The organism is Alkalimonas mucilaginosa (genome assembly GCF_036327005.1).
Taxonomy (GTDB): domain Bacteria; phylum Pseudomonadota; class Gammaproteobacteria; order Enterobacterales; family Alteromonadaceae; genus Alkalimonas; species Alkalimonas mucilaginosa.
Map to the genome: position 1 here is coordinate 387,743 of NZ_JAUGZK010000002.1, position 25,687 is coordinate 413,429.

Sequence of the window (25,687 nt, forward strand, 5' to 3'; positions counted from 1 at the left end):
TGCAACTGGAGAAAGCGACAATGATTGTGATTCGCCCAATCCGTGCCGATGACTACGCAGCACTGTACGACATTGCCGTGGAGTCTGGCCATGGCTTTACCTCCTTACCGGTGAATGATGAGCTGCTGATGCGTAAAATCAGCCGCTCAGAACGATCGTTTCAAAAAGCCGTGACATCGCCTGGCGATGAAGGCTATCTGTTTGTACTGGAAGATACCCAAACTGGTCAGGTGATGGGCACCAGCGCGCTGGAAGCTGCGGTAGGGCTGGATGATGCTTTCTACCACTATCATCTGGGCAAGGTGGTGCACAGCTCACGCTCACTGAATGTCTACAAAACGGTGGATATTCTCACTTTGTGCAACGACTACACGGGTGCCAGTGAACTTTGTACCTTGTTTTTACGGGAAAATTGCCGTCAGAAAAACAACGGCAAGTTGCTGTCCAAGTTCCGCTTTTTATTTTTAAAAGAATTCAGTGAGCGTTTCTCGGATCGGATTATTGCCGAAATGCGCGGGGTTTCTGATGAAAATGGCAACTCACCATTCTGGCAGTGGTTACAGGAACACTTTTTTTCAGTAGACTTCCCGACAGCAGATTATCTGACCGGCATTGGACAGAAAGTCTTTATTGCTGAATTGATGCCAAAGTATCCAATTTATGTCAGCTTGCTGAGTAAAGAAGCGCAAGCGGTGATTGGGCAGGTACATGGAAAAACCCGGCCGGCTATTTCATTGCTGCAGTCGGAGGGGTTCTCACATCGCGGCTATGTTGATATTTTCGATGCAGGCCCAACCGTCGAGGCCAATCTGGAGCATATCCGTTCGGCGCGTGATAGTGAAAAGCGGCAGGTGCGTATTGGTGACGTGAGCAAAGGTCAGCCCTATATGGTATGCAACACCAAGCTGCAGAGTTTCCGCGCCACCTGGCTGGAGTTATCCGTGCCAGAAGACAGCGATGAAGTGGTGCTGCCTGCATCCTGTGCCGAAGGGTTGCTGGTGCAAGCTGGCGACTGGGTTCGTTTAACCAGGATTTAAGTCCTGTCATCCTGCAACATCAGTTTGGGGATGGAACTAATTAAGGGGAGTAGTATGACAAGTCCTGTACAATTTATTCAGGGGGAGTGGCTGGAGGGCGAAGGCCATTCGTTTGTATCCATTGATCCAGCTAAGAACCAACAACTATGGCAGGGAAAGGCGGCGTCCGTTGCTCAGGTTAACGCTGCAGTCGCTTCAGCCCGTGCAGCCCAGTACAGCTGGGGTCAGCTCAGCTTTGACGAGCGTTTAGGCTTTGTGAAAGCTTTTGGTGAGCAACTGACCGCAAAAAAGGAAGTGCTGGCAGCTTGTATCGCGGAAGAAACGGGTAAACCCTTGTGGGAAACCCGCACTGAAGTGGCGGCCATGATCGGCAAAATTGACATCTCAGTGCGTGCTTACCAGGAGCGTACCGGCAGCAAAGAAAACCCCATGCCACAAGGCAAAGCTTTCCTGCGGCACAAGCCGCATGGCGTAGTGGCGGTGTTTGGCCCTTACAACTTCCCAGGCCACTTACCCAATGGTCATATCGTACCGGCCTTGCTGGCTGGTAATACCGTGCTGTTCAAACCAAGTGAGCTGACACCCAAGGTAGCCGAGTTAACAGTGAAGTTGTGGCAACAGGCTGGCTTGCCGGCTGGTGTGCTGAGTTTGCTGCAAGGTGAAGTGGAAACCGGCAAAGCGTTAGCCAGCCATGACGATATCGATGGCTTGTTCTTTACCGGTAGCTCCCGTACCGGCCATATTTTGCATCAGCAATTTGCAGGTCGGCCGGAAAAAATTCTGGCACTGGAGATGGGCGGCAACAACCCATTGTTGGTGCAGGATGTGGCGGATATTGATGCTGCTGTACACGATATCGTCCAGTCGGCGTTTATCTCCTCTGGCCAGCGTTGTACCTGCGCCCGCAAACTGTTTTTGCCGGCGACCGAGCAGGGCGATCGTATTTTGGCCCGTTTGCTGGATGTCACCGCCAACATCAAGGTCGGTTTGTACGACGATGACGAGCAGCCATTTATGGGGTCGATGATTTCGGTGGCAGCCGCCAAAGGCATGTTGGATGTACAAAGCCAGCTGCAAAAAATGGGCGGGCGCTCGCTGCTGGAGATGAAGCATCTGCAAGCAGATACTGGCCTGGTGTCTCCGGGCATCATCGATTGCAGCAACATTCAGGATTTTCCGGATGATGAGCATTTTGGCCCATTATTGAAAGTGTTCCGCTTTACTGATTTTGATGCGGCTATTGATGCGGCTAACCGGACCAGTTTTGGCCTATCGGCCGGTTTGCTTAGTGACAGTGCAGAATTGTATGAGCACTTTTTCCGTCGTATTCGTGCTGGTATCGTCAACTGGAACCGTCCTATTACCGGCGCCAGTTCAGCAGCACCTTTTGGTGGCATTGGTAAAAGTGGCAACCATCGTGCCAGTGCTTATTATGCGGCTGATTATTGCGCTTACCCGGTTGCTTCGGTCGAGCTGGATAAAGTGCAGCTGCCTGAGCAGTTGTCGCCAGGCCTGAAGTTCTAAGCCAAAAGAATAAAGACAACGATAAATTTGATCGGGGCTTAAGCCCCGATTTGTTTTCTGGGCCAAATTTTGCTTAACTGTTAGGCAACTACAGCACTCTTTAAGGCAGTATCACGACCATGGTGATCGATAAACCCGGCTACGAACACTTGATCCAGTTTCTGGCAGAAAACCTGTCGTTGTTTGAGCAATCAGGCACGCCGGCCGCAGGCAACAAAAGTGTGGGGGAGTTTTTAGAAGAGTGCATCGCGGAGCAAATTATTCAGCTTTGTACTCAACACACTGAGCTGGAAGTGAACCACCGCAGTGTCATTATCCGGGAGGTCGATGGCATTATGTACGACTTTCAGGAAGTGCTGTCCAGCGTACTGGAGAAGCCCGTGACTGAGGAACAAGCTGAAATTATTAGCGAAGTTGCTTTGTTGATTAAGAACCTGTTCGATAATGCGGTCGTTGATCTGCTTGATTAGCGCAATTCCCTTTAGTCATACTCTGGCGGCTTGGCAAAGTTTTCGCTAGAATATGCCCCCTTTGTGATCATACCGAGGTTTTTTGCGATGGAAGCATCCGTAAAATGGCTGGACTCGATGACTTTTGTCGGTCAGTCCGGCAGCGGTCACCAGGTGGTGTTTGATGCCAATAAAGAGCAAAGTACGGCACCAAGCCCTATGGAGATGTTGCTGATGTCAGCCGGAGCCTGTTCTTCGGTAGATGTAGTCAGTATTTTACAAAAAGCCCGGCAGCAGGTGCTGCATTGTGAAGTAAAGCTAACCGCAGAGCGGGCTGACAGCATTCCACGGGTTTTTACCAAAATGCATCTGCATTTTGAGGTCACCGGTGTGTCCCTCAATGAAAAGCAGGTGGCCAGGGCGGTAGAGCTATCCGCCGATAAGTACTGTTCGGTGTCGCTGATGCTGGCTAAAAGTGTCCAGGTCTCGCATTCCTACAGTGTAAAAGCCGCGGAAGGGTTGGCCAGCGCCGACTAACTTCCTGTCATCAAACAACTGGTGCCGCAGAGCAACAGGAGTGGAGAGCACACTAAGTGATCAATCCGTTTGAGAAAATAAAGCTGCATGGCTTTAATAATTTGACCAAAAGCTTAAGCTTTAGCATCTACGATATCTGTTACGCCAAAACGGAACAGCACCGCCAAGAGTACATTGAGTACATCGACGAGCAGTACAATGCCGACCGTTTAACCGATATTCTGTGTGAAGTAGTAGATATCATCGGCGCCAATGTACTGAACATTGCCCGCCAGGATTACGATCCGCAAGGTGCCAGTGTGACTATACTGGTAAGTGAAGAGCCAGTGCTGGAAAACCCGGATAACTCGGAGAACCCGGGCCCCTTGCCGGAGACCGTGGTGGCGCACCTGGATAAAAGCCATATTTGTGTGCATACCTACCCGGAAGTGCATCCACACGATGGTATTTGCACCTTTCGTGCCGATATCGAGGTATCGACCTGTGGCATTATTTCGCCATTAAAAGCGCTGAACTTCCTGATCCACAGCTTTGAATCCGATGTGGTCACCATAGACTACCGGGTGCGTGGTTTTACCCGTGATGTCAGTGGTACCAAGCACTACATCGATCACCCGATCAGCTCCATCCAGAACTTTATGGATGAAGAAACCAAGAATGCGTTTCAAATGATTGATGTGAATGTGTACCAGGAAAACCTGTTTCATACTAAGATGATGCTCAAAGAAGGCGATCTGGACAACTACCTGTTTGGGGTTGGCACCGATTCGATGAGCAAAGAGCAAGTGACTGAAATCAGTAAAAAGGTCTTTAAGGAAATCCGTGAAATCTTCTATGGCCGCAACTTGCCGGATGTGAAGTGATACTTGGTTTCATGCTTTAAAAAAACCGCTCAGCTGAGCGGTTTTTTTGTTCAACGTCCCAACCAATCCAACTGCCCGCGGGTGTTGGCGCGCTTTTTCATCAGATTTTCAATCAATGGCGTTAAGATGAGCTCCATCGCCAGACCCATTTTGCCACCTGGCACCACCAGCGTATTAACCCGCGACATAAAAGAGCCGTGGATCATCTGCAGGTAGTAGGGAAAATCCACATGCTTGATGCCGCGAAAACGAACCACTACAAAGCTTTCATCCAATGAAGGGATGTCTTTGGCGCTAAAAGGGTTGGAGGTATCCACGGTAGGCACCCGCTGGAAGTTGATGTGGGTGCGGGAGAATTGCGGCGTTATAAAGTTGATGTAATCATCCATGCTGCGCACTATGCTCGACATCACCGCTTCACGACTGTGACCACGGTCATGGGTATCGCGGATGATTTTCTGGATCCACTCCAGGTTCACTATTGGCACCATGCCAATCAGCAAGTCGACATGCTGGGCCACGTTGTGCTGGTCGGTGACGACACCGCCATGCAGGCCTTCGTAAAACAGCAAATCGGTATTGGGGCGTAGCTCCTGCCAGGGGGTAAAAGTACCAGGCAACTGGTTGTATGGCACTGCCTCTTCAAAGGTATGCAGGTATTTGCGGTAGCGGCCACTGCCATTGCTGCCGTAGCTGGCAAAAAAGTCTTCCAGCGCGCCAAAATCGTTGGCTTCCGGCCCAAAGTAGCTGATGTGCTTGCCTTGCTCCATCGCTTTACGCACCGCCAAATCCATTTCGGGGCGGCTGTAGCGGTGAAAACAATCGCCTTCAATAAAGGCCGCATCAACGCCCAGGGTGCGGAAAATATGCTGAAAGGCATTGCTGGTGGTGCTGGTACCTGCACCCGAGGAGCCGGTAATGGCAATGATTGGATTTTTATCGGACACTACAAGCCCACCCTATGGTATTGGATCCATACCTTATAAGACCTGTCGCTTTCAGGCAAGTTGCTTTCATTTAATCCCTATCCGCCGCATGCATCGCCTGATAACGCTTTTCCATCAATTGCTGCATAATACGGGCTTCAGTGTGGCTGACACCCAGCTCTGAGCGCAGCTTTTCCAGCATGGGCGCTGCATCAGGTAGCAAAACACCATCTTGGTAAGCTTGATCCAATGCCAGTTGGTAAAACTGGCGACGACGTGATAGCTGCTCGGAAAAACCGGAGGCCAGAATGCCGGCCGGCAAGGCCACCATGCCAATACCAACAATGGTAATCAGGCCACCAAACAATTTGCCGAGGTCGGTCACCGGAGTGACATCGCCGTAACCGACGGTAGTTAACGTCACCAGGGCCCACCACATGGCTTGGGGGATGGAGCTAAAATGTTCGGGCTGGATGTCTTTTTCCAGCGAATACATGGCGCAGGCTGCCACCAGCATAATGATAAAGAGCACGGCAAAAGCGGCAAAGAGTGAAAAACGCTCTTCTTTAAACACATTCATTAATAATTGCATGGCGCGTGAGTAGCGGGTGAGTTTGAACACCCGTAGCAAGCGGAATACCCGCAGGTAGCGTAAGTCGAGCTGGATAAAGAAGCCAAGGTAAAATGGCAGTATGGCCAGCAAGTCGATGATGGCCATTGGTGAGCCGATGTAACGCCAGCGCTTTTGCCAGTTGCTGCCGGCTTGCTGCTGGTACTCCGGCGCATCGACAATGCTCCAGATCCGGGTGCCGTATTCCAGCGTAAAGACTGTGATGGAAAAAAGCTCGAAGTAAAAAAAGTAAGCATGGTAGGCTTGATCCAGGCTTTCGATGGATTGCAGGATCAGCGCAATAATGTTTAAACCAATCAGCAGGATCAGCGCAATATCCACCCACAGGTAGCGCTTGTCGTGTTCAGTGGATGGTTCCAGCCATTTGGCCATCGTGGCACGTGCCAGCATGTTTAAGTCCTTGTTTTTCAAATGCGGGAGTCAAGCTATGTCCAGTTTATTGCTCACCTTATTTATCGTGATGCTGCTGCCTTACCTGGCTAAAGCGCCTTTGGTGTTGGCGATGAATCGTGAGCCTGAGGGCTACGATAACCATAATCCGCGCCAGCAGCAAGCCAGGCTGACTGGCTTTGGTCAGCGCGCCAATGCGGCGCATTACAATAGTTTTGAAGCTTTGGTGATCTATGGTTGTGCTGTTCTGGCAGTCGGTTTAAGTGGCCAGACGGGGGCCTGGGTGCTTGGCCTTGGGTGGCTTTTTGTGCTGAGCCGGTTACTGTATTTAGTGTGTTACTGGTACGATTTTTCCAGCATGCGCTCACTGGTATGGCTACTTGGCATGGTTGCTGCTTTTACGATGGCTGGCCTGGCTGTCTGGGGAGGTTAGCCTGCCGGGATAAGGTTATCCCAGCAGGCTCAGGCCTACTTGTTAAAACGAACCGTGATGATGATGGGATCATGATCCGATGAGCGATATGGATCGGGTGCATACAAGCTTTGCTGTTGCGCCTGGCTCTTGTATTGCAGGCTGTATTCAAACAATACAGGTTCATCAGCGTTAATCGCCCAGTGTGTCACTGTAGGTTCCAGGCTGGCAAAAGCCTGGCTGGCAAGGGCGTGATCGAGCGAGCCACTTTTGCCGCGAAAGACAAAGGAGTAGGACGGCTGATCCGCTTTGGCATCCAGATACTGCCAGCCCTGTTGCTCCAGCAGGCGAACCGGGTCTTCCATCCGGTAGGCATTGAGATCTCCCATCAATAACTGGTAGGGGGTCTCCACCCCGGTCGGCTGTTGTTGTAGCCAGTTGTGCAAAGCGCTTGCTGCTTCCAGCCGGGCAGCATTCCAGCATGCCTGGCCATCGCCTTGATCGCGCATCAGGTCAAATTGTGGGTGCTCCTGCCGTGGACAGCCGCCTTTGGATTTAAAATGGTTGACACTGACGGTCAGCACTTGCCTAGAGCTCAGATCCATAAAGCTTTGGGCGACGGGTGCCCGGTGCAGTTGATGAAAGGGAGCTTGTGGCTGGGTTGCCGCAGTACCGGCTTGCTGCACCGCATCGGGCCGGTAAATCAAGCCGACCTTAATGACATCGTTGCCGGGTTGCTGTGCGGTTTCCACCATCGCATAAGGCCGCTCGGTCACGGCATTTAACGCCGATACCAAGGTAGCAATGGCGCTGCCTGCCCCATAGCCGTTATTTTCCAGTTCAATCAAGCCAATGATGTCAGCATCCATTGCCAGGATGGCAGCCGTCAGCTTCGCCGTTTGGCGTTCAAACTCTGCCTGGCTGCTGGCACCACGCCGGGTTGGAAAGGACGGATCCTGATCGGCTCCGGTAAAGAAGTTCAAGACATTGAAGCTGGCGACTCTCAGTTCATTTGCTTGTCGTGCTGCTGGTGGTTCGGGTCGGAGGTTTTGTGGCTGCCAATCAGGTTGGCGGGTAGGGACCAGCCGGTAGCCGCGTTGATCCTGAAACAGCACGCCCTCTACCTGAGTGAGTGTATCACCCAGCCGCAAGCTTTGTGCAGCATGCAAGCCCGTTGGCGGGTAAGGCAGGGGTTCTGGATTTTGTTGCAGGCTACCGTCGTCCAGCACTAAAGTTCGTCTATCTTGCAAAACTGCGTGAGCCTGTGCTGCGTCACCGGGCAGGTGGATCTGGGTGGGGCTCCATAAGCGCTTGTCGGCCAGGGTCAGCTCGCCATGACGCCCTAGCCCAAAAGTACTGTTTACCACCAATGGTTGCTCGAAGGATAGCCACATGCCTTCCAGTGACTCCCAGCTCAGATGCTCAGGCAAAGGTAAGGTCACAGCCAAAGGAGTGGTCTGGCTTTGACCACAGCTTTGAAATTGCACATCAATCAGGCTGGTTAACTGCTCTACTTCAGCTACCCGTCCTTGCACCGCCAGTAATTGGCCAGGCTTCAGTTCGGCCAGGTGGCCATCATCGGGCAAAAAAATTGCTTGCGAGCTGGGTTGCAGCGCAGGCTCGCCTGGTTGTTGCAGCAGCCAACCTGCCCGGGCTGAGCCAGGGTAAATGTAAGCAGTTAACACCCCCTGAGTCAGCAGGGTTTGGCCAAGTTTAGGGCTGTGTTCAGCGGTACCCTGAATGGCTGTTATCGGTGTCACCGAGCTGTCGCAAGAAAGCGGTTGCTGCTGTTGACAACCATTGAGCGTGAAGCCGGCAGCTAAAATGCAGAAAAAATACCCGATCTTGTGCATAACAAGTCCTGTCTTCCTGGCTAGAAAAAACCCGCCAAAGCGGGTTTGAGTTGTTGGTGGTAGATGCTATTTGTTACCAGCGGATTCGCGATTGACTGCACGGTAGCCAATGTCTTTGCGGCAGAACATGTCCTGCCAACTGATTTGCTGCACCAGTTGATAAGCTGCTTGCTGGGCTGTAGTGACATTTTCACCCAAAGCGGTAGCGCACAGCACCCGGCCACCATTGGTCACAACCTTGCCATCTTTGAGTTCGGTACCTGCATGGAACACCTTGGCTTTGGCTGAATCCGCTCCCTCAAGGCCGTGAATTTCTGCACCCTTGGCATAGTTGTCCGGGTAACCACCAGCGGCTAACACCACGCCAACAGCTGCATCGGAACTAAATTGAATGTCGTTTTGTGCCAGCTTGCCTTCTACTGCGGCCTGACAAAGAGCGACCAGATCAGATTCAAGCCGCATCATGATGGGCTGGGTTTCTGGATCACCAAAGCGGCAATTGAATTCCAGAACTTTGGCTGTGCCATCTGCTGCTATCATCAGGCCTGCATACAAAAAGCCAGTAAATACATTGCCTTCTGCGGCCATACCGCGCACTGTCGGTTCAATCACTTGCTGCATTACCCAATCATGCACTGCGGCTGTGACCACTGGGGCAGGGGAATAGGCACCCATGCCCCCAGTATTAGGCCCTTGGTCGCCTTCATCTCTGGCTTTGTGATCCTGCGATGAGGCAAAGGGCAGCGCATGGCTACCATCCACCATCACAATAAAAGAGGCTTCTTCACCGGTCAGAAACTCTTCGACCACCACCCGGCTGCCAGCATCACCAAACTTGTTACCAGCCAGCATATCATCGATGGCGGCAAAAGCTTCTGTCTCGGTTTGGGCAATAATGACGCCTTTACCAGCCGCTAAGCCATCAGCTTTAATTACGATAGGGGTGCCAAGTTGTTGCACATAGGCTTTGGCCGGGGCTATTTCGGTGAAAGTCTGGTAGGCAGCGGTTGGGATCTGGTGGCGGGCCAGAAAGTCTTTGGCAAAGGCTTTGGAGCTTTCCAGTTGCGCTGCTGCCTGCGTTGGGCCAAAGATGGCCAGACCGTCAGCACGAAACGCATCGACAATGCCTTTGGCCAGTGGGGCTTCTGGCCCAACAATGGTCAGTGCAACCTGTTGTTCTTTGGCAAAAGCCAGTAAAGCGGGTACATCATCCGCTGCAATGGCAACATTATGTAAAGCGGGCTCCAGCGCCGTACCGGCATTGCCGGGTGCCACAAAAACCTTTGTGACCAGAGGGGATTGGGCCGCTTTCCAGGCCAGTGCATGTTCGCGGCCACCGCCGCCGACTACCAGTACGTTCATTCAATTGTCCGATTATTACTGTTGAGGTTTACGAAATTTCAAAGTCATTCGGTCGCTTTCACCGATGGCCAGATAGCGATCTCTGTCTTGTTCGCCAAGACGCAGGCTTGGTGGCAGGGTCCAGACGCCGCGAGGGTGATCCGCGGTATCCTTTGGGTTGGCATTGATGTCACTGCTGGCTTCAAACACAAAGCCGGCTTGCTCGGCCAGCTCAATGGCCAGGCTTTGCGGGAAATAACCACTTCGCGTCCAGTCACTATCAAGCTGAGCTTCGGGTAAACGGTGCTCAACCACACCCAGGACTCCACCTGGTTTTAATGCCCGGTAAAAATGGTTGAAGGCAATGCGCATGGCATCGTCACCGCCTTGCATGTACCAGTTGTGCAGGTTGCGAAAGGTGAGTACCACATCGGCACTGCCATCCGGAGCAACTTGCACGCCTGCGCTGGCTGCAAACTCGGTAAGCTCTACTTTGCTGTAAATGGGGTGAGCGGCCATTTTTTGCTGAAAGCTGGCCAGCGTACGTTGGGCATACTCGGAACTGCTGTTGGCCGGAAAGTGAGCCGCGTACAATGTGCCCCGCTCGTGTAGCAGCGGGGCCAGGATTTCGGTGTACCAGCCGGCGCCGGGTGAGATTTCAACGACAGTACTGTCTGGCTGCACTTCGAAAAAAGCCAGGGTACTGACTGGATTGCGGTATTGATCGCGCAGGGTGTTGGCTGGGGTTCGGCTTGGGTGATCGACTGCTGCCTGGATAGCTGTTTCAGAAGCTGATAATGAGATGCTGAGCAGCAGGGCCGGTAAAGCCCAGCAGATAGATTTTTTTTGAGTAGGAGTCATGAGGTATCCTTTCAAGTCTTGTTGCGTTGTTGTTTACCCGGTGCGCCCATACCCCAATGGGCCGGACACCACGCACACCGCCTTGGGCCGTTAGTGTAGCAAAGGCCGGCAAAAAAAGCAGCGATTAACAGCGCTTTCAGCAACTGTTAAAATAGCAACCCGGACTTCCATTGCTCTATCACTCGTAGCCACAGTGACCACCTGCTGGCGTAGATGCTGTCGTAGCGGAGACAGGCTGTGGTAGAATGCGCCTTGGCAAAAAAGGTATCTTATGCTCGAACACATTAAAATTGTACTGGTGGGAACCACCCATAGTGGCAACATTGGCTCTGTAGCCAGGGCGATGAAAACCATGGGCCTGAGCCGGCTTTGTTTGGTGCAGCCAAAAGCTGAACTGGATGGCCATGCGTATGCGCTGTCAGCCGGCGCCAGCGAGCTGTTAAGCCAGGCGGAGCAGTTTGATGCTTTAGGGTCAGCTGTGGCCGATTGTGGTTTAGTCGTAGGAGCCAGTGCTCGCTCCCGAACGTTGTCCTGGCCAATGCTGGAACCAAGGGCCTGTGCTGAGTTGGCGGTGAAAGAAGCTGCCACCCATTCGGTGGCTCTGGTATTTGGCCGGGAAAGCAGTGGCTTAAGCAATGATGAGTTGCAGTTGTGCAATTACCACGTCTGCATTCCGGCTAATCCTGAGTACAGCTCACTGAACCTGGCGATGGCTGTCCAGATTGTTGCTTACGAAGTGCGGGTTGCGGCTCTGGCTGCGCAAAGTCAGGTGGAAGCAAGTGATGATACGGCTTACCCCAGCTCAAGCCAAATGGAAAACTTTTATCAGCATCTGCAGCAAACATTGGATCAAACGGGATTTATTATTCGGCAACACCCAGGTCTGGTAATGACGAAGTTGCGACGCTTGTTCAATCGTGCCAGGCCGGAAGAGGCCGAGTACAATATTTTGCGGGGTATTTTGACCTCGGTACAAAAGCGCATTGGGAACACCGACCAGAACCAGCGTTAATGCTGTAGGAATACCTGACTAAGCTACTGGGTCTTATACTTGACTAAAATAGTCGGGAATGTACAATGTCAGCTATCAACGCAGAGGGTGATGGCATAGCCATTCGGGGGTTAGCATGAGATTGACATCAAAGGGACGCTACGCAGTAACTGCCATGCTTGATGTGGCTTTGCATCATAGCGGTGGGCCTGTGTCCTTGGCCGATATTTCTGAGCGGCAGGGCATTTCGCTGTCCTATCTGGAGCAGCTGTTTGCCCGTTTGCGCAAGCGTGGTCTAGTCAGCAGTGTGCGCGGGCCCGGAGGTGGTTACCAACTGGGACGTGAGGCTGCTAGCATTGCGGTGGCTGAAGTGATTAGTGCGGTTGATGAATCCATTGATGCGACTCGTTGCCAGGGAAAATCGGATTGCCAGAGCGGTGTGCGTTGCCTGACACACAGTTTGTGGAGTGATCTCAGTCAGCGTATTGAAGATTTTCTGGCCAGCATTTCGCTGGCCGAGCTGGTTGAGCAAAGTGATGTGCAAGGAGTGGCGCAACGCCAGGATAAGCCTGGTAAAGCATCCTCGGTAAACAGTATTGAAGTAAGTTGCCAGCTGTAGGCAGCCTAACCGGAGCCAACGATGAAGCTACCCATTTATTTGGATTATGCGGCAACAACCCCTGTAGATAAGCGGGTGGCTGACAAAATGATGCAGTATTTGACCATGGATGGCCAGTATGGCAATCCGGCATCACGTTCACACCGTTTTGGCTGGCAAGCAGAAGAAGCGGTTGAACTGGCCCGCAGTCAGGTTGCTGAGTTGGTCAATGCCGATCCGCGGGAAATTGTCTGGACTTCGGGTGCTACTGAATCCAATAACCTGGCTATTAAAGGGATCGCTGGTTTCTACCATAAGAAAGGCAAGCACTTAATTACCGTGAAAACCGAGCATAAAGCCGTGCTGGACACCATGCAAGCCTTGGAGCGGCAAGGTTACGAGGTCACTTATCTGGATGTGGCTGCGAACGGTATGCTGGATCTTGCGGCGCTGCAAGCGGCGATCCGGCCCGACACCATCTTGATCAGCGTGATGTTCGTGAACAATGAGATTGGTGTGATTCAGGATATTCCGGCTATCGGTGAGCTGTGCCGGGAAAAAGGCATCGTGTTCCATGTGGATGCCGCACAGGCTGCTGGTAAAGTGGCTATTGATTTGCAGCTGTTAAAAGTGGACCTGATGTCGTTTTCTGCCCATAAAGTGTATGGTCCGAAGGGGGTGGGAGCTCTGTACGTTCGGCGCAAGCCACGTATCTGGTTAGAAGCGCAAACCCATGGTGGTGGTCATGAGCGGGGCATGCGCTCTGGTACTCTGGCGACTCATCAACTGGTGGGTATGGGCGAAGCTTTTCGTATTGCCAAAGCAGAAATGGCGGCAGAGCGTCAGCGCTGTGATGCCTTGTGTCAGCAGTTGTTGCATGGTTTGAAAGATATTGAGCAGGTATTTTTAAATGGCGATGATGCTCCTCGTGTGCCGGGGATCAGCAACATCAGCTTTAACTATGTAGAAGGCGAGTCGTTGATTATGGCGTTAAAAGACATCGCCGTCTCATCAGGTTCGGCCTGTACTTCGGCCAGTCTGGAGCCTTCGTATGTGCTCAGGGCGCTTGGCCTGAGTGATGTACTGGCTCATAGCTCCATACGTTTTAGCATTGGCCGTTTTACTACCGAGGCAGATATCGCGCATACCGTTAAGGTTGTCAAAGAAGCCACAACCCGGCTAAGAGCGACGTCCCCACTCTGGGATATGTACCAAGATGGCCGCGATGTAAACTCAGTGGAGTGGCTTACTCAATAAGCACTTACTTAATTCCCTAAAAATGAGCCAGAGCATTGATTTGCTCTGGCTTTTTTGTTGCGTGGTCACTGGCATTTTCTCTACGTTCAACTAGGCTAAAAAAGTTCCCCGTAAAAACCATTATTTTTTTCGGAGAGGAATCCATGAGAAAACCTTTGCTCGTACTCAGTGCTTTATCCCTTACCGTCAGCATGACCTGCCTGGCTGATATCCAAATCAATGGCTTTGCCTCCATCAAAGCGGGTACGTCCACTGGTAGTGACAAAACCCTGTATGGTTATACCGATACGATTGATTTTAAAAATGAAAGCTTATTTGCTATTCAGGTCCGCTCCGATCTGGGTGACAAGCTATCCGTCACCGCTCAGGTGATGGGACGTGGTAGTAATGATTTTGATGCCCGCTTTGAGTGGGCTTTTTTAACCTATGAATTGACCGAAAGTATGCGGATTAATGCTGGCCGGTTGCGTACCCCTTTTTACCGGTATTCCGACTTTATGGATGTAGGGTTTGCCTACGATTGGCTGCGTGTACCTCAAGGCGTCTATGGTCTGGGCTTTAATAATCTTGAAGGGCTGTCGCTCTATCATACGGCGCATCTGGGGGAGTTTGATTCCACCTTGCAACTGTTGCTTGGCTCCTACAGTGGCGATATCAGTCTGGCTGGTAACCCAGCGAGTGCGGATATCAAAAACATTGCCGGTGTGACCTGGGAGCTGGAGCGAGGCTGGTGGTCGGTGCGGACTGCCTACTTAAGCGGGAAAGTCAGCATCGATGCCCCGGCACTTGCACCACTATTTACTGGGTTAACACAAGCCGGTTTACCTGGCCTGGTTGCTGCACTTGATTTTAATGACGATCAAAGTGAGTTTATTGGTCTCGGGATTACTCTGGATCAGGGCGATTGGGTACTGATTTCTGAGTACAATCGAATCAATGTTAAAAACTCTTTCTTTGCCAAGCGTGAAAATTACTACCTGTCATTGGGCTATCGCTTTGACAGCATCACCCCCTTTGTCTCCTTTGAGCGGGAAGATCACCGCAGCAAATCAGCAATATACCAGCCATACACCACTGTACTGCCGCCGCAATTATTACAACCCTTGATTGCCGTGGTGGAAAGTCAGTCGGTAGATACTAAAACCTGGAATCTTGGCTTGCGCTACGATTTCCATCCGGCAGCAGCATTGAAAGCACAGTACAGCAACGAAAAAAATACCCTCACCGACAACCGCAATGACGCTTTTGCTGTTGGTGTCGACATTGTGTTTTAAGGAGCGGACTATGAACTTTAGATGCATTTCTATAATGGTCGCCAGTCTGGCGCTTAGCGCATCAGTGCTGGCTGAGTCACTGGCTATTGTCGTTCACCCGGCGAATGCTACCGATTTAACCACAGAGGATGTATCAAGGCTTTATCTGGGGCGGGCCAGAACCTTCCCGAATGGTGAGTCGGCGGTGCCCATTAATCTGGCGGAAGGCATGTTGGCAAGGGAAAGTTTTGACCAACGCGCTTTAAGCCGCAGTTCTGCACAGCTCAAGGCTTATTGGTCAAAGCTGGTGTTTACCGGTAAAGGCACACCGCCACAAGAAGTGGATTCACACGAAGAGGTGCTGAAACTGGTGGCCACCAATCCCAGCATCATAGGCTATGTCCCTGCATCAGCAGCGGATGAACGGGTTCGTATTGCGATTCAACTTGATTAGTTGGCACAGGAGAGCACCATGAAGAAAACACTAATAGCCACTGCAACCGGGTTACTGCTGTTACAGCCGGTCGCTTATGCCAATGTTGATGTGTCTGGTTACGCTTCCGTGATTGGAGGACGGGTTTTAAGCGGAACTGGTGTGGAAAGTGAGGGCATTCCCCCTTCTTTTCTAGCGAATTATCCCTTGGTTGGTGTGTACGAGAAAGATTGGAGCTTTAAGCCCGACACCCGCTTTGGTTTGCAGTTCAGAGCGAATCTAACCGACGGTTTATCGGCTACTGCTCAGGTGGTTGCCAGGGGGGCCGATGACTTTGATGCCCGCTTTGAATGGGCTTATTTATCCTATGATTTGAATGATCACTGGACACTGCAAGCCGGTAAAAAACGCTTACCTTTGTATTATTACTCGGATTTTTTTGATGTGGGCTATGCCTATTTATGGATCCGACCGCCGGCCGATAATTACACCTGGCAAATTTTTAACTACACCGGCGTGAACGCCATGTTTAACTATTTTGTCGGTGATTGGGACATTAGCGGCAATATTTATACTGGCCGGGAGGATGATAGCCAGAATAAATTACTATCAGAATACTTTCCGCCAAGGCAACCTACCCGTGAGATCTGGAAAAACATAGTAGGTGGGGTGTTGAACCTGAATAGAGACTGGCTGGATATCCGCCTTACATACATGACCTATATTAATGAACGTTACCGTACCATTGATGGCGTGGTTGAACGGGTGACCTGGGGAGATTCCTTAACAAGGCGCGGAAAATTTGCCGGGGTCTCAGTGAATATGGATTTTGGCAGCTGGATTTTTTTATCTGAGCTGAACCGGCTCGATCTGGATGGAGGGAAGTTTGACACCTATATGGTTTCTGCGGGGTATCGTATCAATCAGTTTACCCCTTACATTTCGTACGCCGATTTTGACAGTGCAAACGAAAAGCACAATACCACCAGCTTAGGGCTGCGCTGGGATTTTCACTCCAATGCCGCTTTTAAATTCCAATACGATGATGTCAAAGATAAAAGTGAACCATTCTGGGAGGTGGCAGGTGACAGCAAATCCATTACTTTTGGTGTGGATCTGGTCTTCTAAGGGGAGAATACTATGACATTATTAAAAGCGGTATGTGGCGCATTGATGCTGTTCTCGGGTGCCTTGTTTGCAGACATTGCGGTAATAGTGCATCCATCCAATAACGCCAGTGTTGATCAGGCTGAGTTGAATCGGCTGTTTCTGGGGCGGGGTAGCACCTTCAGTGATGGCAGTCGGGCCACGCCGATGAATTTGGCAGAAGGTTTACCAGCACGGGATAGTTTTGATACCAAGGTATTGAATCGCTCATCGGCTCAGTTAAAAGCCTACTGGTCCCGCTTGGTGTTTACCGGTAAAGGAACGCCTCCCGCTGAGCATCCCACAGCCGCAGCGATGAAAGCTGCAGTAGCTGCCGATCCATCGGCTATCGGTTATATTGCCGCTGCTGATGTGGATGATAGTGTGAAAGTGGTTGCTACTTTCTGAGTTGCATTCACGACATAACAAAGCTTCCAACACCGGAAGCTTTTTTTATGTCAGCAGAAAAGTTTTTTCTACGGAAAATAGGTTTTCTCTGCTGAATCACGTATAATTTCGCGCCTTTAAAATTTAACCCATTTACTCAAGGAGTCCTTTCATGGCCTTAGAACGTACTTTCTCTATTGTAAAGCCGGATGCTGTTGCTAAAAATCTGATCGGTGCTATTTACCAGCGCTTTGAAGCAGCAGGATTACGTATTGTGGCATCGAAAATGCTACACTTGAGCAAAGAGCAGGCAGAAGGTTTCTATGCCGAGCACAAAGAGCGTCCTTTCTTTGGCGCCCTGGTTGCATTTATGACCTCAGGCCCAGTGATGGTGCAAGTATTGGAAGGTGAAGATGCGGTGCGTAAAAACCGTGAAATCATGGGTGCAACCAATCCGAAAGATGCTTTGGCTGGAACTTTGCGTGCTGACTACGCCGATAGCATCGACGAAAATGCGGTTCATGGCTCAGATGCTGCCGAGTCTGCTGCTCGTGAAATCGCTTATTTCTTCACCGATGCAGAAGTCTGCTCACGTACCCGTTAATCGGTTAAAGCAGTACTGAATCAAGGGGGCCTGGCCCCCTTGTTGCGTCTTTGGTGAACACAGTAAACGCCATGGTTAGACAGGAATTGATAGCATGACAACATTCATTGCAAAAACAAATTTGCTGAATTTAACCCGCGAGCAAATGAAGTCGTTTTTTGCTGATTTGGGCGAAAAACCATTTCGTGCCGATCAGGTGATGAAATGGATCTATCATTACTGTGTCGATGATTTCGACAAAATGACCAATGTGAACAAGGTGCTGCGGGAGAAATTAAAGCAGTGTGCTGAAATCCGTGCTCCGGAAGTAGCCAGTCGTCAGGACAGCAACGATGGAACCATTAAGTTTGTGATGCGGCTGGATGGTGGTCAGGAAGTCGAAACCGTTTGGATCCCGGAAAAGGATCGCCGTACACTTTGTGTCTCCTCCCAGGTTGGTTGTGCGCTGGACTGCTCATTTTGCTCAACGGCTCAACAAGGCTTTAATCGTAACCTGACTGTGGCTGAAATCATTGGCCAGGTGTGGCGGGTTGGCCAGTTGATTGGCAGCTATGGTGATACCGGAGAAAAGCCGGTGACCAATGTGGTGATGATGGGCATGGGGGAGCCGTTGCTCAATATGAACAATGTAATCCCGGCGATGGAGCTGATGATGGAAGACTATGGCTTTGGTCTGTCCAAACGCCGTGTCACGCTGAGTACTTCAGGCGTTGTGCCTGCCTTGGATGCCATGCTGGGGAAAATTGATGTGGCTCTGGCTATCTCACTGCACGCCCCCAATAATCAGCTGCGTAACGAGTTGGTACCGGTCAATAAGAAATACCCGATGGAAGATTTTCTGGCCTCATCCCGGCGTTATGTAGAGTGGTCCAAGGCCAATGATAAAGTCACGGTAGAATATGTGATGCTGGAAGGCATTAACGACAGCATGGAGCAGGCCCATGAGTTGGCTCATGCGTTGCGGGATACACCGGCTAAGATCAATCTGATCCCCTTTAATCCTTACCCAGGCTCTCCTTATGCACGATCGAGCAATTCACGCATTGATCGTTTTAATAAAGTCTTGCAACAACATGGTTTTACCGTCATGGTACGTAAAACCAGAGGCGATGATATTGATGCCGCTTGTGGGCAGTTGGTCGGTGATGTAGTTGATCGCACCAAGCGCCTGTTGAAAAAACAAATGAAAGGGCAATCAATTTCCGTCAGAATGACATCGTAAGGGCTTTGCTCAGGGTAAAAGTTATGCAGAAACTGTCGGTTAGCATGTTCGTTGTGAGTGCATTGGTATTATCAGCTTGTGTATCTGAGAGTACTTATGTCGGCTCAGAGCGACCCGTGCAGCAACGACAGGTTGATAACACCGAAGCCGCACGAACCCGAATGTCGCTGGGTCTTAATTACTTGCAGCGCGGAGAAAATGCCCAAGCAATCTTCAATCTGGAGCGTGCCAGGATCCTGGCGCCTAACCTGCCTGAAGTTTACAATGCGCTTGCTTACTACTATCAAAGCGTAAATGAGGCAGAACAAGCAGAGGCTGCTTACAAACAGGCTTTGGCACGTGATGCCGATAACCCGGATACCTACAACAATTACGGTGCTTTTTTGTGCCAACAAGAAAAGTACGATGAGGCGGAAGTACTCTTGCTAACGGCCATTCGTCGGCCGGGTTATATACGCGTTTCGGAAAGTTATGAAAATCTGGCGTTATGTCAGTTGCAGCAAAATAATTTCAGTCGTGCGCAACACTATCTGGAGTCTGCTGTACTCCACAGTAGTAACCGTATCAGTAGCTTGCTAAACCTGGCCGCGCTCGATTACGCCATGGGAAGGCATCAACGTGCCCGTCAGCATCTTACCCGCATTCAGCGTCTTGGTCATGTTTCGGCCGATACGGCGTTATTGAGTTTTCTACTGGCCGATAAAGAATTGGACAGTGAAACACAAAAGAATGCCCGTGAGCTGTTGTTGCAGGTTTATCCGGATAGCCGGGCTGCCCGTTTACTTCGCGAGGGGCGGGTACAGGATACTGAGTTTGAACAGCTCCGTGAGCGATACAAGACCTACCTGCTGTCATCGGTAGAAATACCTGCTGCTGTGGTTGCAGAAGCGCCGGTGTCGCAGCCTCAGATCCGTATTGTACGGCGGGAGCAAACGGCAACTCAGGCTACAGAGGGGGCATCGTCAGTGTCTCTGTCACCGCAAGCCGCTGCGTCTTCTGTTGCTGTCACAAGCAACGAAACCAGTCTGATTGCTGATTCTTTATCGTCATTTTCGGGCACTCAGCCAAGGGTTACAGAACCATCGGTGACCAGGCTGCAACCTGAGCCGCAACCCGATGTGCTATCGGAGATGTCTTCCATGCAGCATTCGATAGCTGAAACCGCAGCCTTTGAGCTCACAAGTTTAACCCGATCGTTGCAGCTGTTTGAGCCATCAGAAGCTCTGAGTGATGCCACGATACCAGCAAAAGAAAACGAGAGTGCGCCAGCCATTAATGGGCATGACCCAGTCAATGAACTCCTTGCCAGGTCTGCTGTCCATGACTCGGAGCCAAAAGATCTCCACAGTCTGCCAACAGCACAGCGGGACGACGACCAAGCGATGCAAGAGTACTCATCCGACGGAGTGGCGTATCATTTAGTGCAACAAGGTGAGTCGCTGTTTGCTATTTCCATGCAGTATAATATTCGGCTGGAAAAGCTGCAGTTATGGAACCAACTGTCGCCGGCAGCTACCATTCGAACTGGTCAGAAAATTTGGCTGGCAGAACCTGCGCCAGCGCCGGTGACGGAGGTTGTTGCTGTGGAGCGGCCGGATTTTCATGTGGTAGAGCGCGGAGATACACTTTTTAGTATCTCAATGCATTACAATGTGCGCCTTGCCCAGTTATTGCATTGGAATAATTTGACTAAGGAAAGTCGGGTTTACGTAGGACAACACATCTATTTGATAAACCCGGCTGATCTCAACCATGACAACTGAAAGCACCTCAACAGAAGTACAACAGGTCCGGGCAGGTGAGTTATTACGCCTGGCTCGTGAGCGCAAGCAATGGTCAGTGAAAGAAGCTGCCAGTCAGCTGAACCTTAAACTGTCGCTGATCGAAAGCATGGAGAGGGATCAATACGACGCCAATCTGCTGCCAACCTTTATTCGGGGCTACTTACGCTCTTACGCCAGGCTACTGAAGATTTCCGAGCAGGATGTGTTAAGTGCGTACGAGCGTCATCATGGTGGGCAACAAGCCGAAACCAGAGCTATGCACAGCTTTTCAAACCGTACCGAAAAAGAGGCGACTGAAAATCGTTTTATGCTGCTCACTTATCTGGTGGGAGCTGTGCTGATTGGGCTGCTGTTGCTTTGGTGGTGGCAAACTCATTGGCTGAGTGATGAGGTAACAGCCAACACGTCACCCGTCAGCACAGCAGCGCAACTTTCAGAGTTAACATTCAGTGAAGCCGATACCGGGCCTGAACAGGTAGAATATCAGGAGTCCATGCTTGACACCGGGCCTGAGGATGATGAAGTCTTTGCTCCTGAAAGTAGCTCTGAAGTGCCGGCAGAGGTAAGCGTGATAAGCACGCAGCCGGTCGCTGAGACTGTGCTGTCGAGCAATCAGTTAACGATGCGTTTTGCCGATGATTGCTGGATTGATGTGGTGGATGATAATGGCTCCAGAGTAGCCTTTGGTACCAAGCGGGCAGGTTATCTGATGCAGGTACAAGGCAAAGCGCCTTTTACTGTGACTTTAGGGAACCCTACCGTGGTTGAGATAGAGCTCGATCATGAGCCTGTTGATTTGTCCGGTTTTGCCAGTGGCCGGGTTGCGAAATTTTCCGTTCCGATACAAGAATAAATTATGTTTGCAGAAAATCCGATTAAGCGTCGTAAAAGTACCCAAATTCATGTTGGTTCTGTTGCTGTGGGGGGAGATGCTCCTATTGCTGTTCAGTCGATGACCAATACCAAAACCACCGATGTGGCCGCAACTGTAGCGCAGATTAATGCGATTGCGGCTGCCGGGGCTGATATTGTCCGGGTGTCTGTACCGACGATGGAAGCCGCAGAAGCATTTCGATTGATTAAACAGCAATCCCCCATCCCGTTGATTGCGGATATTCATTTTGATTACCGCATTGCGTTGAAGGTAGCAGAGTACGGTGTGGATTGTCTGCGGATTAATCCAGGCAATATTGGCCGGGAAGATCGGATCCGGGCTGTGGTAGATTGTGCCAGAGATCACAATATTCCTATTCGCATTGGTGTTAATGGCGGCTCTTTGGAAGCGGATATTCAGCAAAAATACGGTGAGCCTACTGCTGCGGCTTTGGTGGAATCAGCCATGCGGCATGTTGATATTCTGGACCGGTTAAACTTTGAACAGTTTAAAGTCAGCGTCAAAGCATCGGATGTATTTCTGGCTGTCGGTGCCTACCGCTTGCTGGCCCAGCAGATAAAACAGCCCCTGCATTTGGGAATCACTGAAGCTGGTGGTGCCCGTGCCGGAGCCGTGAAATCAGCAATTGGTCTTGGTATGCTGTTGTCTGAGGGCATCGGTGACACCTTGCGTGTGTCGTTAGCCGCCGATCCGGTGGAAGAAGTAAAAGTAGGTTTTGATATTTTAAAATCATTGCGGATCCGCTCACGGGGCATTAATTTCATTGCCTGTCCCAGTTGTTCACGGCAGGAATTCGATGTGATCAAAACCATGAATGAGCTGGAGCAACGGCTGGAAGATGTGGTAGAGCCGTTGACGGTGTCTGTCATTGGTTGTGTGGTCAATGGCCCGGGAGAAGCCCTGGTATCCGATCTGGCCGTAGCCGGTGCCAATCGAATGAGTGGTTTTTACATCAATGGTGAGCGGCAGAAGCTGCGATTGCACAATGCACATATCGCAGAGCAACTGGAACAGCAGGTGCGGGATTATTTGTTGCGAAAACAGCAGCAGATCGCGGTCACGCAGTTGGAACAGTGAGAAAGCTTCGGGAAAGCTTGGTGTTTGCTGCTGAAGCTCCTATAATCGCCTCTATTTTTTAGTCAATCCGAGTGGAAGATTGTGTCGAAACAAGTACAAGCCATTCGTGGCATGAATGATTGTCTGCCGCAAGATAGTGGACTATGGCAGTATCTGGAGCAATTGCTACGCCAGACTGTGACCAGTTATGGGTATCAGGAAATCCGTTTTCCTATCGTCGAAATGACGGAGCTGTTTAAACGCTCCATCGGTGAAGTGACCGATATTGTCGAAAAAGAAATGTATACCTTTAGCGACCGAAATGGCGATAGTCTGACGTTACGGCCTGAAGGGACTGCTTGTTGTGTTCGGGCTGGTAACGAGCATGGACTGCTGTATAACCAAGAACAGCGTCTTTGGTACATGGGCCCGATGTTTCGGCATGAGCGGCCACAAAAAGGCCGTTACCGGCAGTTTCATCAGTTTGGTCTGGAGTCTTTTGGGGTAGCAACGGCAGATATGGATGCGGAAGTGATCCTGCTCAGCGCCAGACTTTGGCAGCAGCTTGGCTTAACGCAGCATGTGCGCTTGCAGCTCAATACACTGGGTAGCCCGGAAGCACGGCAACGTTATCGGACAGCACTGGTGGATTATTTATCCGGACATCTGGAATTGCTGGATGAGGACAGTAAGCGTCGTCTGCACAGCAATCCATTGCGCATTCTGGATAGTAAAAATCCTGCACTTGCAGAGCTGTTGGCGGCAGCTCCAAAGCTGGCTGACTATCTGGATTCGGAGTCGGTCGAACATTTTGCTGAAGTACAACAACGATTGACTGCGGCTGGTGTGCGTTATGAGCTGAATCCACGACTGGTGCGGGGGCTGGATTATTACAACAAAACTGTGTTTGAATGGGTAACGGATAGTCTAGGAGCACAAGGCACTGTCTGTGCTGGTGGGCGCTACGATGGCCTGGTTGAGCAGTTAGGAGGGAAATCCTGTCCTGCCGTCGGGTTTGCTCTGGGTATTGAACGACTGGTATTGTTGCTGCAAACACTGGATTTGGCGCCAGTCGCACCAGCGCAAGCCGACTGGTATTTGATGGCAACCGATCCGGCTACGGAACTTGCTATGGTTCCGATTGCCGAACAGCTACGCACCGCTTTTCCACAGCGACGCATTATGCAGCATTGTGGTGGTGGAGCCATGAAAAAACAATTTAAGAAAGCAGATAAATCAGGGGCTGAGCTGGCTTTAGTGCTTGGCAGTGATGAGCTGGCTTCAAACAGCATTACCCTTAAGTGGCTGCGGCAAGAGCGGCCACAGCAACGTATTGCGCTAACCGAGCTGGTTGGCTTTTTGCAAACGATTTAGCGAAAGAATAACGGAGCAGTTATGGACGTTTACAGCAGTGAAGAACAACAGGTTGAAGCGATCAAGCGATTTTGGAAAGAGTACGGCATGACCATTGTAGCTGGTACCATCCTGGGCTTGGGCGGGCTTTATGGCTTTCGCTATTATCAAGGACAGCAATTGAGTCAGGCGGAGCAGGCGTCGGCAGGCTTTGAGCAATTGTTGGTCGCACAAGAGCAGCAAACGGAAGCCTGGTATGATGATGCAGAGCGTTACATTAGCAACCATGAAAAGACGGCCTATGCTACTTTTGCTGCAATGTTGAAGGCCCGTGATGCTGTGCTGTCGGGAGATTACAGTCTTGCCGAGCAACAACTGGCCTGGGTGATCACGCAGACCGGAGACCCGGTTATTGATGCTATTGCCAGGCTGCGTTTAGCGCGGGTTCATCTGCAGCAACAGCAATACAGCCAGGCACTGGCTCAGTTACAAACGGCCATGCCAGAGAGCTTCCAACTGCAACAGCAAGAGTTAAAGGGAGATATCTTCCTGGCTCAGGGCGATGCGTCAGCCGCAAAGCAAGCCTACCAGTTGGCGAAAAGTACGGTTGGTGCTGAAGCCAACCAACTGCTGAAAATCAAGCTGGATGAATTGGCTCATATCCAAGTCGAGGGCATGCTGTGAATTGTATTTCGATGCGGACTCTTTGTGTCCTGACCGTGCTGTTGACATTGGTTGCAGGTTGTTCATCCAAAAAAGAAAAGTTGGTTTTGCCGGCTGTCACCAACCAGTTTCAACCTGTGCTGCTGTGGGATCATACTGCAGCAGATGGTGTACAGCATTTTGATTCGAGTTTGCGGCCGCTGATATTGGATGGCAAGTTGTTCGCGGCAAGCCGGACCGGTGTGATCACAGCGTTTGAACTGGAAACCGGTAACCGAGTATGGACTTACGATACCCGTAGCGACAGCGTGATTGGGTTTTGGCGCTTACTGGCATACCGTTCGAAAGACACCGCTCGGGTATCCGGAGGCTTGTCACACGGCTTTGGCCATCTGTTGTTTGGTACCGAAAATGGAGAAGTTATTGCCCTTGATCCGGCAACAGGAGAGCGGCGCTGGTTAAGTAAAGTGCCTGGTGAAGTGCTGGCTGCCCCTGCGGCCGGAGATGGCATGATTGTGGTCAACACAGGCTCCGGAACGATCGTCGCACTGAATCCGGCCGACGGCTCCCGTCGTTGGGCGTACGAGCAAGAGTTGCCGGCTCTAACCATTCGTGGTGTTGCCGAGCCGGTGATCGTGCCAGGTGGGGTGGTGTTTGGTTCTGGCGCAGGCAAAGTGGGTGTGTTGATTTCTGAGCATGGTTTACCAGCCTGGGAAGAAGTGGTGGCAACCCCGCAAGGCGCCACTGATCTGGCCCGCCTGGTGGATGTGGATGCCAGACCCATTGTTGTGGGCAACACCATTTATGCCATTGCATACAACGGCGAACTGTTGGCAATGGAACTTAACTCAGGGCGCACTCTGTGGAAACGTGACTATGCCAGCTTCCGCAATATGGCACTGGCTGATACGGTGTTGTATATCGTAGACTCTGTTGGCCGTGTCTATGCAGTGGATCGCCGTAATGGCCAGGAGCTGTGGTCACAGAATGCACTGGAGCGTCATTTCCTGACAGCACCAACCATTTTTGGCGATTATCTGGTGTTTGGTGACAGCAAAGGTTACTTGCACTGGTTGGATCGGCGCACTGGCGATATGGTGGCGCGCCATCAATTCCATCGTTCAGGTTTTTATGTGGCACCTGTAACCAATGGGAATTATTTGGTGCTGCAAAGTCGCAATGGCGAGCTGGTGGTATTGCAGCAACCCTAAAGCAGTACCA

The 25,687-nt window shown here is 51.1% G+C and carries 26 protein-coding genes; 21 read left to right on the forward strand and 5 right to left on the reverse strand.

Annotation, left to right across the window (positions count from 1 at the left end):
• Window positions 1–20: 20 nt before the first annotated feature.
• From astA to speD, 5 genes are all read left to right on the forward strand, one after another.
• Complete coding sequence (gene astA, locus QWF21_RS04145) at window positions 21–1,037, forward strand: arginine N-succinyltransferase (RefSeq protein WP_330086775.1); 1,017 nt, start codon at window positions 21–23, stop codon at window positions 1,035–1,037.
• 54 nt (window positions 1,038–1,091) lie between these two features.
• Window positions 1,092–2,561, forward strand: a complete 1,470-nt coding sequence (astD, locus tag QWF21_RS04150; RefSeq protein WP_330086776.1) for a succinylglutamate-semialdehyde dehydrogenase — start codon at window positions 1,092–1,094, stop codon at window positions 2,559–2,561.
• Between the two features lie 119 nt (window positions 2,562–2,680).
• On the forward strand, window positions 2,681–3,031 hold the full coding sequence (locus QWF21_RS04155) for a DUF3802 family protein (RefSeq protein ID WP_330086777.1): 351 nt from the start codon (window positions 2,681–2,683) through the stop codon (window positions 3,029–3,031).
• Between the two features lie 87 nt (window positions 3,032–3,118).
• A complete protein-coding gene (locus QWF21_RS04160) occupies window positions 3,119–3,547 on the forward strand; it encodes an OsmC family protein (protein ID WP_330086778.1) in 429 nt (142 codons plus the stop codon).
• A gap of 56 nt (window positions 3,548–3,603) precedes the next feature.
• Window positions 3,604–4,410 (forward strand): adenosylmethionine decarboxylase, encoded by an 807-nt coding sequence (gene speD, locus QWF21_RS04165; protein WP_330086779.1) that lies wholly within the window; start codon window positions 3,604–3,606, stop codon window positions 4,408–4,410.
• Between the two features lie 50 nt (window positions 4,411–4,460).
• On the opposite strand, the gene QWF21_RS04170 is transcribed toward speD, so the two are convergent.
• Entirely contained in the window at window positions 4,461–5,357 is an 897-nt protein-coding gene (locus tag QWF21_RS04170; protein WP_305944086.1) for a phosphoribulokinase, read from the reverse strand.
• 70 nt (window positions 5,358–5,427) lie between these two features.
• Window positions 5,428–6,357 (reverse strand): ion transporter, encoded by a 930-nt coding sequence (locus QWF21_RS04175; protein WP_330086780.1) that lies wholly within the window; start codon window positions 6,355–6,357, stop codon window positions 5,428–5,430.
• Between the two features lie 37 nt (window positions 6,358–6,394).
• Between QWF21_RS04175 and QWF21_RS04180 the strand changes: the two genes are divergently transcribed.
• The gene (locus QWF21_RS04180) at window positions 6,395–6,790 is read left to right on the forward strand and encodes an MAPEG family protein (protein WP_330086781.1); all 396 of its coding nucleotides are present in this window, start codon (window positions 6,395–6,397) and stop codon (window positions 6,788–6,790) included.
• Window positions 6,791–6,825: 35 nt separating this feature from the next.
• Here the strand turns inward: QWF21_RS04180 and QWF21_RS04185 are convergent, their stop codons facing one another.
• From QWF21_RS04185 to QWF21_RS04195, 3 genes are all read right to left on the reverse strand, one after another.
• The gene (locus tag QWF21_RS04185; RefSeq protein WP_330086782.1) at window positions 6,826–8,622 is read right to left on the reverse strand and encodes an ExeM/NucH family extracellular endonuclease; all 1,797 of its coding nucleotides are present in this window, start codon (window positions 8,620–8,622) and stop codon (window positions 6,826–6,828) included.
• A 66-nt stretch (window positions 8,623–8,688) separates the two neighbouring features.
• A complete protein-coding gene (gene purD / locus QWF21_RS04190) occupies window positions 8,689–9,984 on the reverse strand; it encodes a phosphoribosylamine--glycine ligase (RefSeq protein WP_330086783.1) in 1,296 nt (431 codons plus the stop codon).
• A gap of 15 nt (window positions 9,985–9,999) precedes the next feature.
• Window positions 10,000–10,824, reverse strand: a complete 825-nt coding sequence (locus tag QWF21_RS04195) for a class I SAM-dependent methyltransferase (protein WP_330086784.1) — start codon at window positions 10,822–10,824, stop codon at window positions 10,000–10,002.
• A gap of 271 nt (window positions 10,825–11,095) precedes the next feature.
• Between QWF21_RS04195 and trmJ the strand changes: the two genes are divergently transcribed.
• From trmJ to bamB, 15 genes are all read left to right on the forward strand, one after another.
• On the forward strand, window positions 11,096–11,836 hold the full coding sequence (trmJ, locus tag QWF21_RS04200) for a tRNA (cytosine(32)/uridine(32)-2'-O)-methyltransferase TrmJ (protein ID WP_330086785.1): 741 nt from the start codon (window positions 11,096–11,098) through the stop codon (window positions 11,834–11,836).
• A gap of 115 nt (window positions 11,837–11,951) precedes the next feature.
• The gene (gene iscR / locus QWF21_RS04205; protein WP_330086786.1) at window positions 11,952–12,434 is read left to right on the forward strand and encodes a Fe-S cluster assembly transcriptional regulator IscR; all 483 of its coding nucleotides are present in this window, start codon (window positions 11,952–11,954) and stop codon (window positions 12,432–12,434) included.
• A 21-nt stretch (window positions 12,435–12,455) separates the two neighbouring features.
• Window positions 12,456–13,670 carry an IscS subfamily cysteine desulfurase gene (locus QWF21_RS04210; protein ID WP_330086787.1) on the forward strand — a complete coding sequence of 405 codons (1,215 nt, stop codon included), beginning with the start codon at window positions 12,456–12,458 and terminating at the stop codon, window positions 13,668–13,670.
• A 143-nt stretch (window positions 13,671–13,813) separates the two neighbouring features.
• A complete protein-coding gene (locus QWF21_RS04215) occupies window positions 13,814–14,944 on the forward strand; it encodes a porin (RefSeq protein WP_330086788.1) in 1,131 nt (376 codons plus the stop codon).
• A 10-nt stretch (window positions 14,945–14,954) separates the two neighbouring features.
• Window positions 14,955–15,377 carry a type 2 periplasmic-binding domain-containing protein gene (locus QWF21_RS04220; RefSeq protein ID WP_330086789.1) on the forward strand — a complete coding sequence of 141 codons (423 nt, stop codon included), beginning with the start codon at window positions 14,955–14,957 and terminating at the stop codon, window positions 15,375–15,377.
• Window positions 15,378–15,395: 18 nt separating this feature from the next.
• Window positions 15,396–16,484, forward strand: a complete 1,089-nt coding sequence (locus QWF21_RS04225; RefSeq protein WP_330086790.1) for a porin — start codon at window positions 15,396–15,398, stop codon at window positions 16,482–16,484.
• Window positions 16,485–16,496: 12 nt separating this feature from the next.
• Window positions 16,497–16,910 (forward strand): type 2 periplasmic-binding domain-containing protein, encoded by a 414-nt coding sequence (locus QWF21_RS04230; RefSeq protein WP_330086791.1) that lies wholly within the window; start codon window positions 16,497–16,499, stop codon window positions 16,908–16,910.
• A gap of 151 nt (window positions 16,911–17,061) precedes the next feature.
• Window positions 17,062–17,493 carry a nucleoside-diphosphate kinase gene (ndk, locus tag QWF21_RS04235; RefSeq protein WP_330086792.1) on the forward strand — a complete coding sequence of 144 codons (432 nt, stop codon included), beginning with the start codon at window positions 17,062–17,064 and terminating at the stop codon, window positions 17,491–17,493.
• A 94-nt stretch (window positions 17,494–17,587) separates the two neighbouring features.
• Window positions 17,588–18,715: a bifunctional tRNA (adenosine(37)-C2)-methyltransferase TrmG/ribosomal RNA large subunit methyltransferase RlmN gene (locus QWF21_RS04240; protein WP_330086793.1), complete on the forward strand. Its 1,128-nt coding sequence runs from the start codon at window positions 17,588–17,590 to the stop codon at window positions 18,713–18,715.
• Window positions 18,716–18,738: 23 nt separating this feature from the next.
• Complete coding sequence (gene pilW, locus QWF21_RS04245; protein WP_330086794.1) at window positions 18,739–20,478, forward strand: type IV pilus biogenesis/stability protein PilW; 1,740 nt, start codon at window positions 18,739–18,741, stop codon at window positions 20,476–20,478.
• A complete protein-coding gene (locus QWF21_RS04250; RefSeq protein ID WP_330086795.1) occupies window positions 20,468–21,352 on the forward strand; it encodes a RodZ domain-containing protein in 885 nt (294 codons plus the stop codon). The genes pilW and QWF21_RS04250 overlap by 11 nt, the downstream gene beginning before the upstream one ends.
• Before the next feature lie 3 nt (window positions 21,353–21,355).
• The gene (ispG, locus tag QWF21_RS04255) at window positions 21,356–22,471 is read left to right on the forward strand and encodes a flavodoxin-dependent (E)-4-hydroxy-3-methylbut-2-enyl-diphosphate synthase (RefSeq protein WP_330086796.1); all 1,116 of its coding nucleotides are present in this window, start codon (window positions 21,356–21,358) and stop codon (window positions 22,469–22,471) included.
• Between the two features lie 81 nt (window positions 22,472–22,552).
• Window positions 22,553–23,824 carry a histidine--tRNA ligase gene (gene hisS / locus QWF21_RS04260; RefSeq protein ID WP_330086797.1) on the forward strand — a complete coding sequence of 424 codons (1,272 nt, stop codon included), beginning with the start codon at window positions 22,553–22,555 and terminating at the stop codon, window positions 23,822–23,824.
• Window positions 23,825–23,845: 21 nt separating this feature from the next.
• Entirely contained in the window at window positions 23,846–24,487 is a 642-nt protein-coding gene (locus QWF21_RS04265) for a YfgM family protein (protein ID WP_330086798.1), read from the forward strand.
• Between the two features lie 11 nt (window positions 24,488–24,498).
• Window positions 24,499–25,677: an outer membrane protein assembly factor BamB gene (bamB, locus tag QWF21_RS04270; RefSeq protein ID WP_330086799.1), complete on the forward strand. Its 1,179-nt coding sequence runs from the start codon at window positions 24,499–24,501 to the stop codon at window positions 25,675–25,677.
• The last annotated feature ends 10 nt before the right edge of the window (window positions 25,678–25,687 follow it).

Coding starts and splice junctions, on each gene's coding strand:
- QWF21_RS04195 (WP_330086784.1), bottom strand. CDS start 10,824: ATGACTCCTACTCAAAAAAAATCTATCTGCTGGGCTTTACCGGCCCTG.
- QWF21_RS04250 (WP_330086795.1), top strand. CDS start 20,468: ATGACAACTGAAAGCACCTCAACAGAAGTACAACAGGTCCGGGCAGGT.
- bamB (WP_330086799.1), top strand. CDS start 24,499: ATGCGGACTCTTTGTGTCCTGACCGTGCTGTTGACATTGGTTGCAGGT.
- QWF21_RS04175 (WP_330086780.1), bottom strand. CDS start 6,357: ATGCTGGCACGTGCCACGATGGCCAAATGGCTGGAACCATCCACTGAA.
- QWF21_RS04160 (WP_330086778.1), top strand. CDS start 3,119: ATGGAAGCATCCGTAAAATGGCTGGACTCGATGACTTTTGTCGGTCAG.
- QWF21_RS04230 (WP_330086791.1), top strand. CDS start 16,497: ATGACATTATTAAAAGCGGTATGTGGCGCATTGATGCTGTTCTCGGGT.
- QWF21_RS04225 (WP_330086790.1), top strand. CDS start 15,396: ATGAAGAAAACACTAATAGCCACTGCAACCGGGTTACTGCTGTTACAG.
- QWF21_RS04240 (WP_330086793.1), top strand. CDS start 17,588: ATGACAACATTCATTGCAAAAACAAATTTGCTGAATTTAACCCGCGAG.
- QWF21_RS04265 (WP_330086798.1), top strand. CDS start 23,846: ATGGACGTTTACAGCAGTGAAGAACAACAGGTTGAAGCGATCAAGCGA.
- pilW (WP_330086794.1), top strand. CDS start 18,739: ATGCAGAAACTGTCGGTTAGCATGTTCGTTGTGAGTGCATTGGTATTA.
- trmJ (WP_330086785.1), top strand. CDS start 11,096: ATGCTCGAACACATTAAAATTGTACTGGTGGGAACCACCCATAGTGGC.
- iscR (WP_330086786.1), top strand. CDS start 11,952: ATGAGATTGACATCAAAGGGACGCTACGCAGTAACTGCCATGCTTGAT.
- ndk (WP_330086792.1), top strand. CDS start 17,062: ATGGCCTTAGAACGTACTTTCTCTATTGTAAAGCCGGATGCTGTTGCT.
- QWF21_RS04185 (WP_330086782.1), bottom strand. CDS start 8,622: ATGCACAAGATCGGGTATTTTTTCTGCATTTTAGCTGCCGGCTTCACG.
- astD (WP_330086776.1), top strand. CDS start 1,092: ATGACAAGTCCTGTACAATTTATTCAGGGGGAGTGGCTGGAGGGCGAA.
- ispG (WP_330086796.1), top strand. CDS start 21,356: ATGTTTGCAGAAAATCCGATTAAGCGTCGTAAAAGTACCCAAATTCAT.
- QWF21_RS04210 (WP_330086787.1), top strand. CDS start 12,456: ATGAAGCTACCCATTTATTTGGATTATGCGGCAACAACCCCTGTAGAT.
- purD (WP_330086783.1), bottom strand. CDS start 9,984: ATGAACGTACTGGTAGTCGGCGGCGGTGGCCGCGAACATGCACTGGCC.
- astA (WP_330086775.1), top strand. CDS start 21: ATGATTGTGATTCGCCCAATCCGTGCCGATGACTACGCAGCACTGTAC.
- QWF21_RS04220 (WP_330086789.1), top strand. CDS start 14,955: ATGAACTTTAGATGCATTTCTATAATGGTCGCCAGTCTGGCGCTTAGC.
- QWF21_RS04155 (WP_330086777.1), top strand. CDS start 2,681: ATGGTGATCGATAAACCCGGCTACGAACACTTGATCCAGTTTCTGGCA.
- QWF21_RS04215 (WP_330086788.1), top strand. CDS start 13,814: ATGAGAAAACCTTTGCTCGTACTCAGTGCTTTATCCCTTACCGTCAGC.
- QWF21_RS04180 (WP_330086781.1), top strand. CDS start 6,395: ATGTCCAGTTTATTGCTCACCTTATTTATCGTGATGCTGCTGCCTTAC.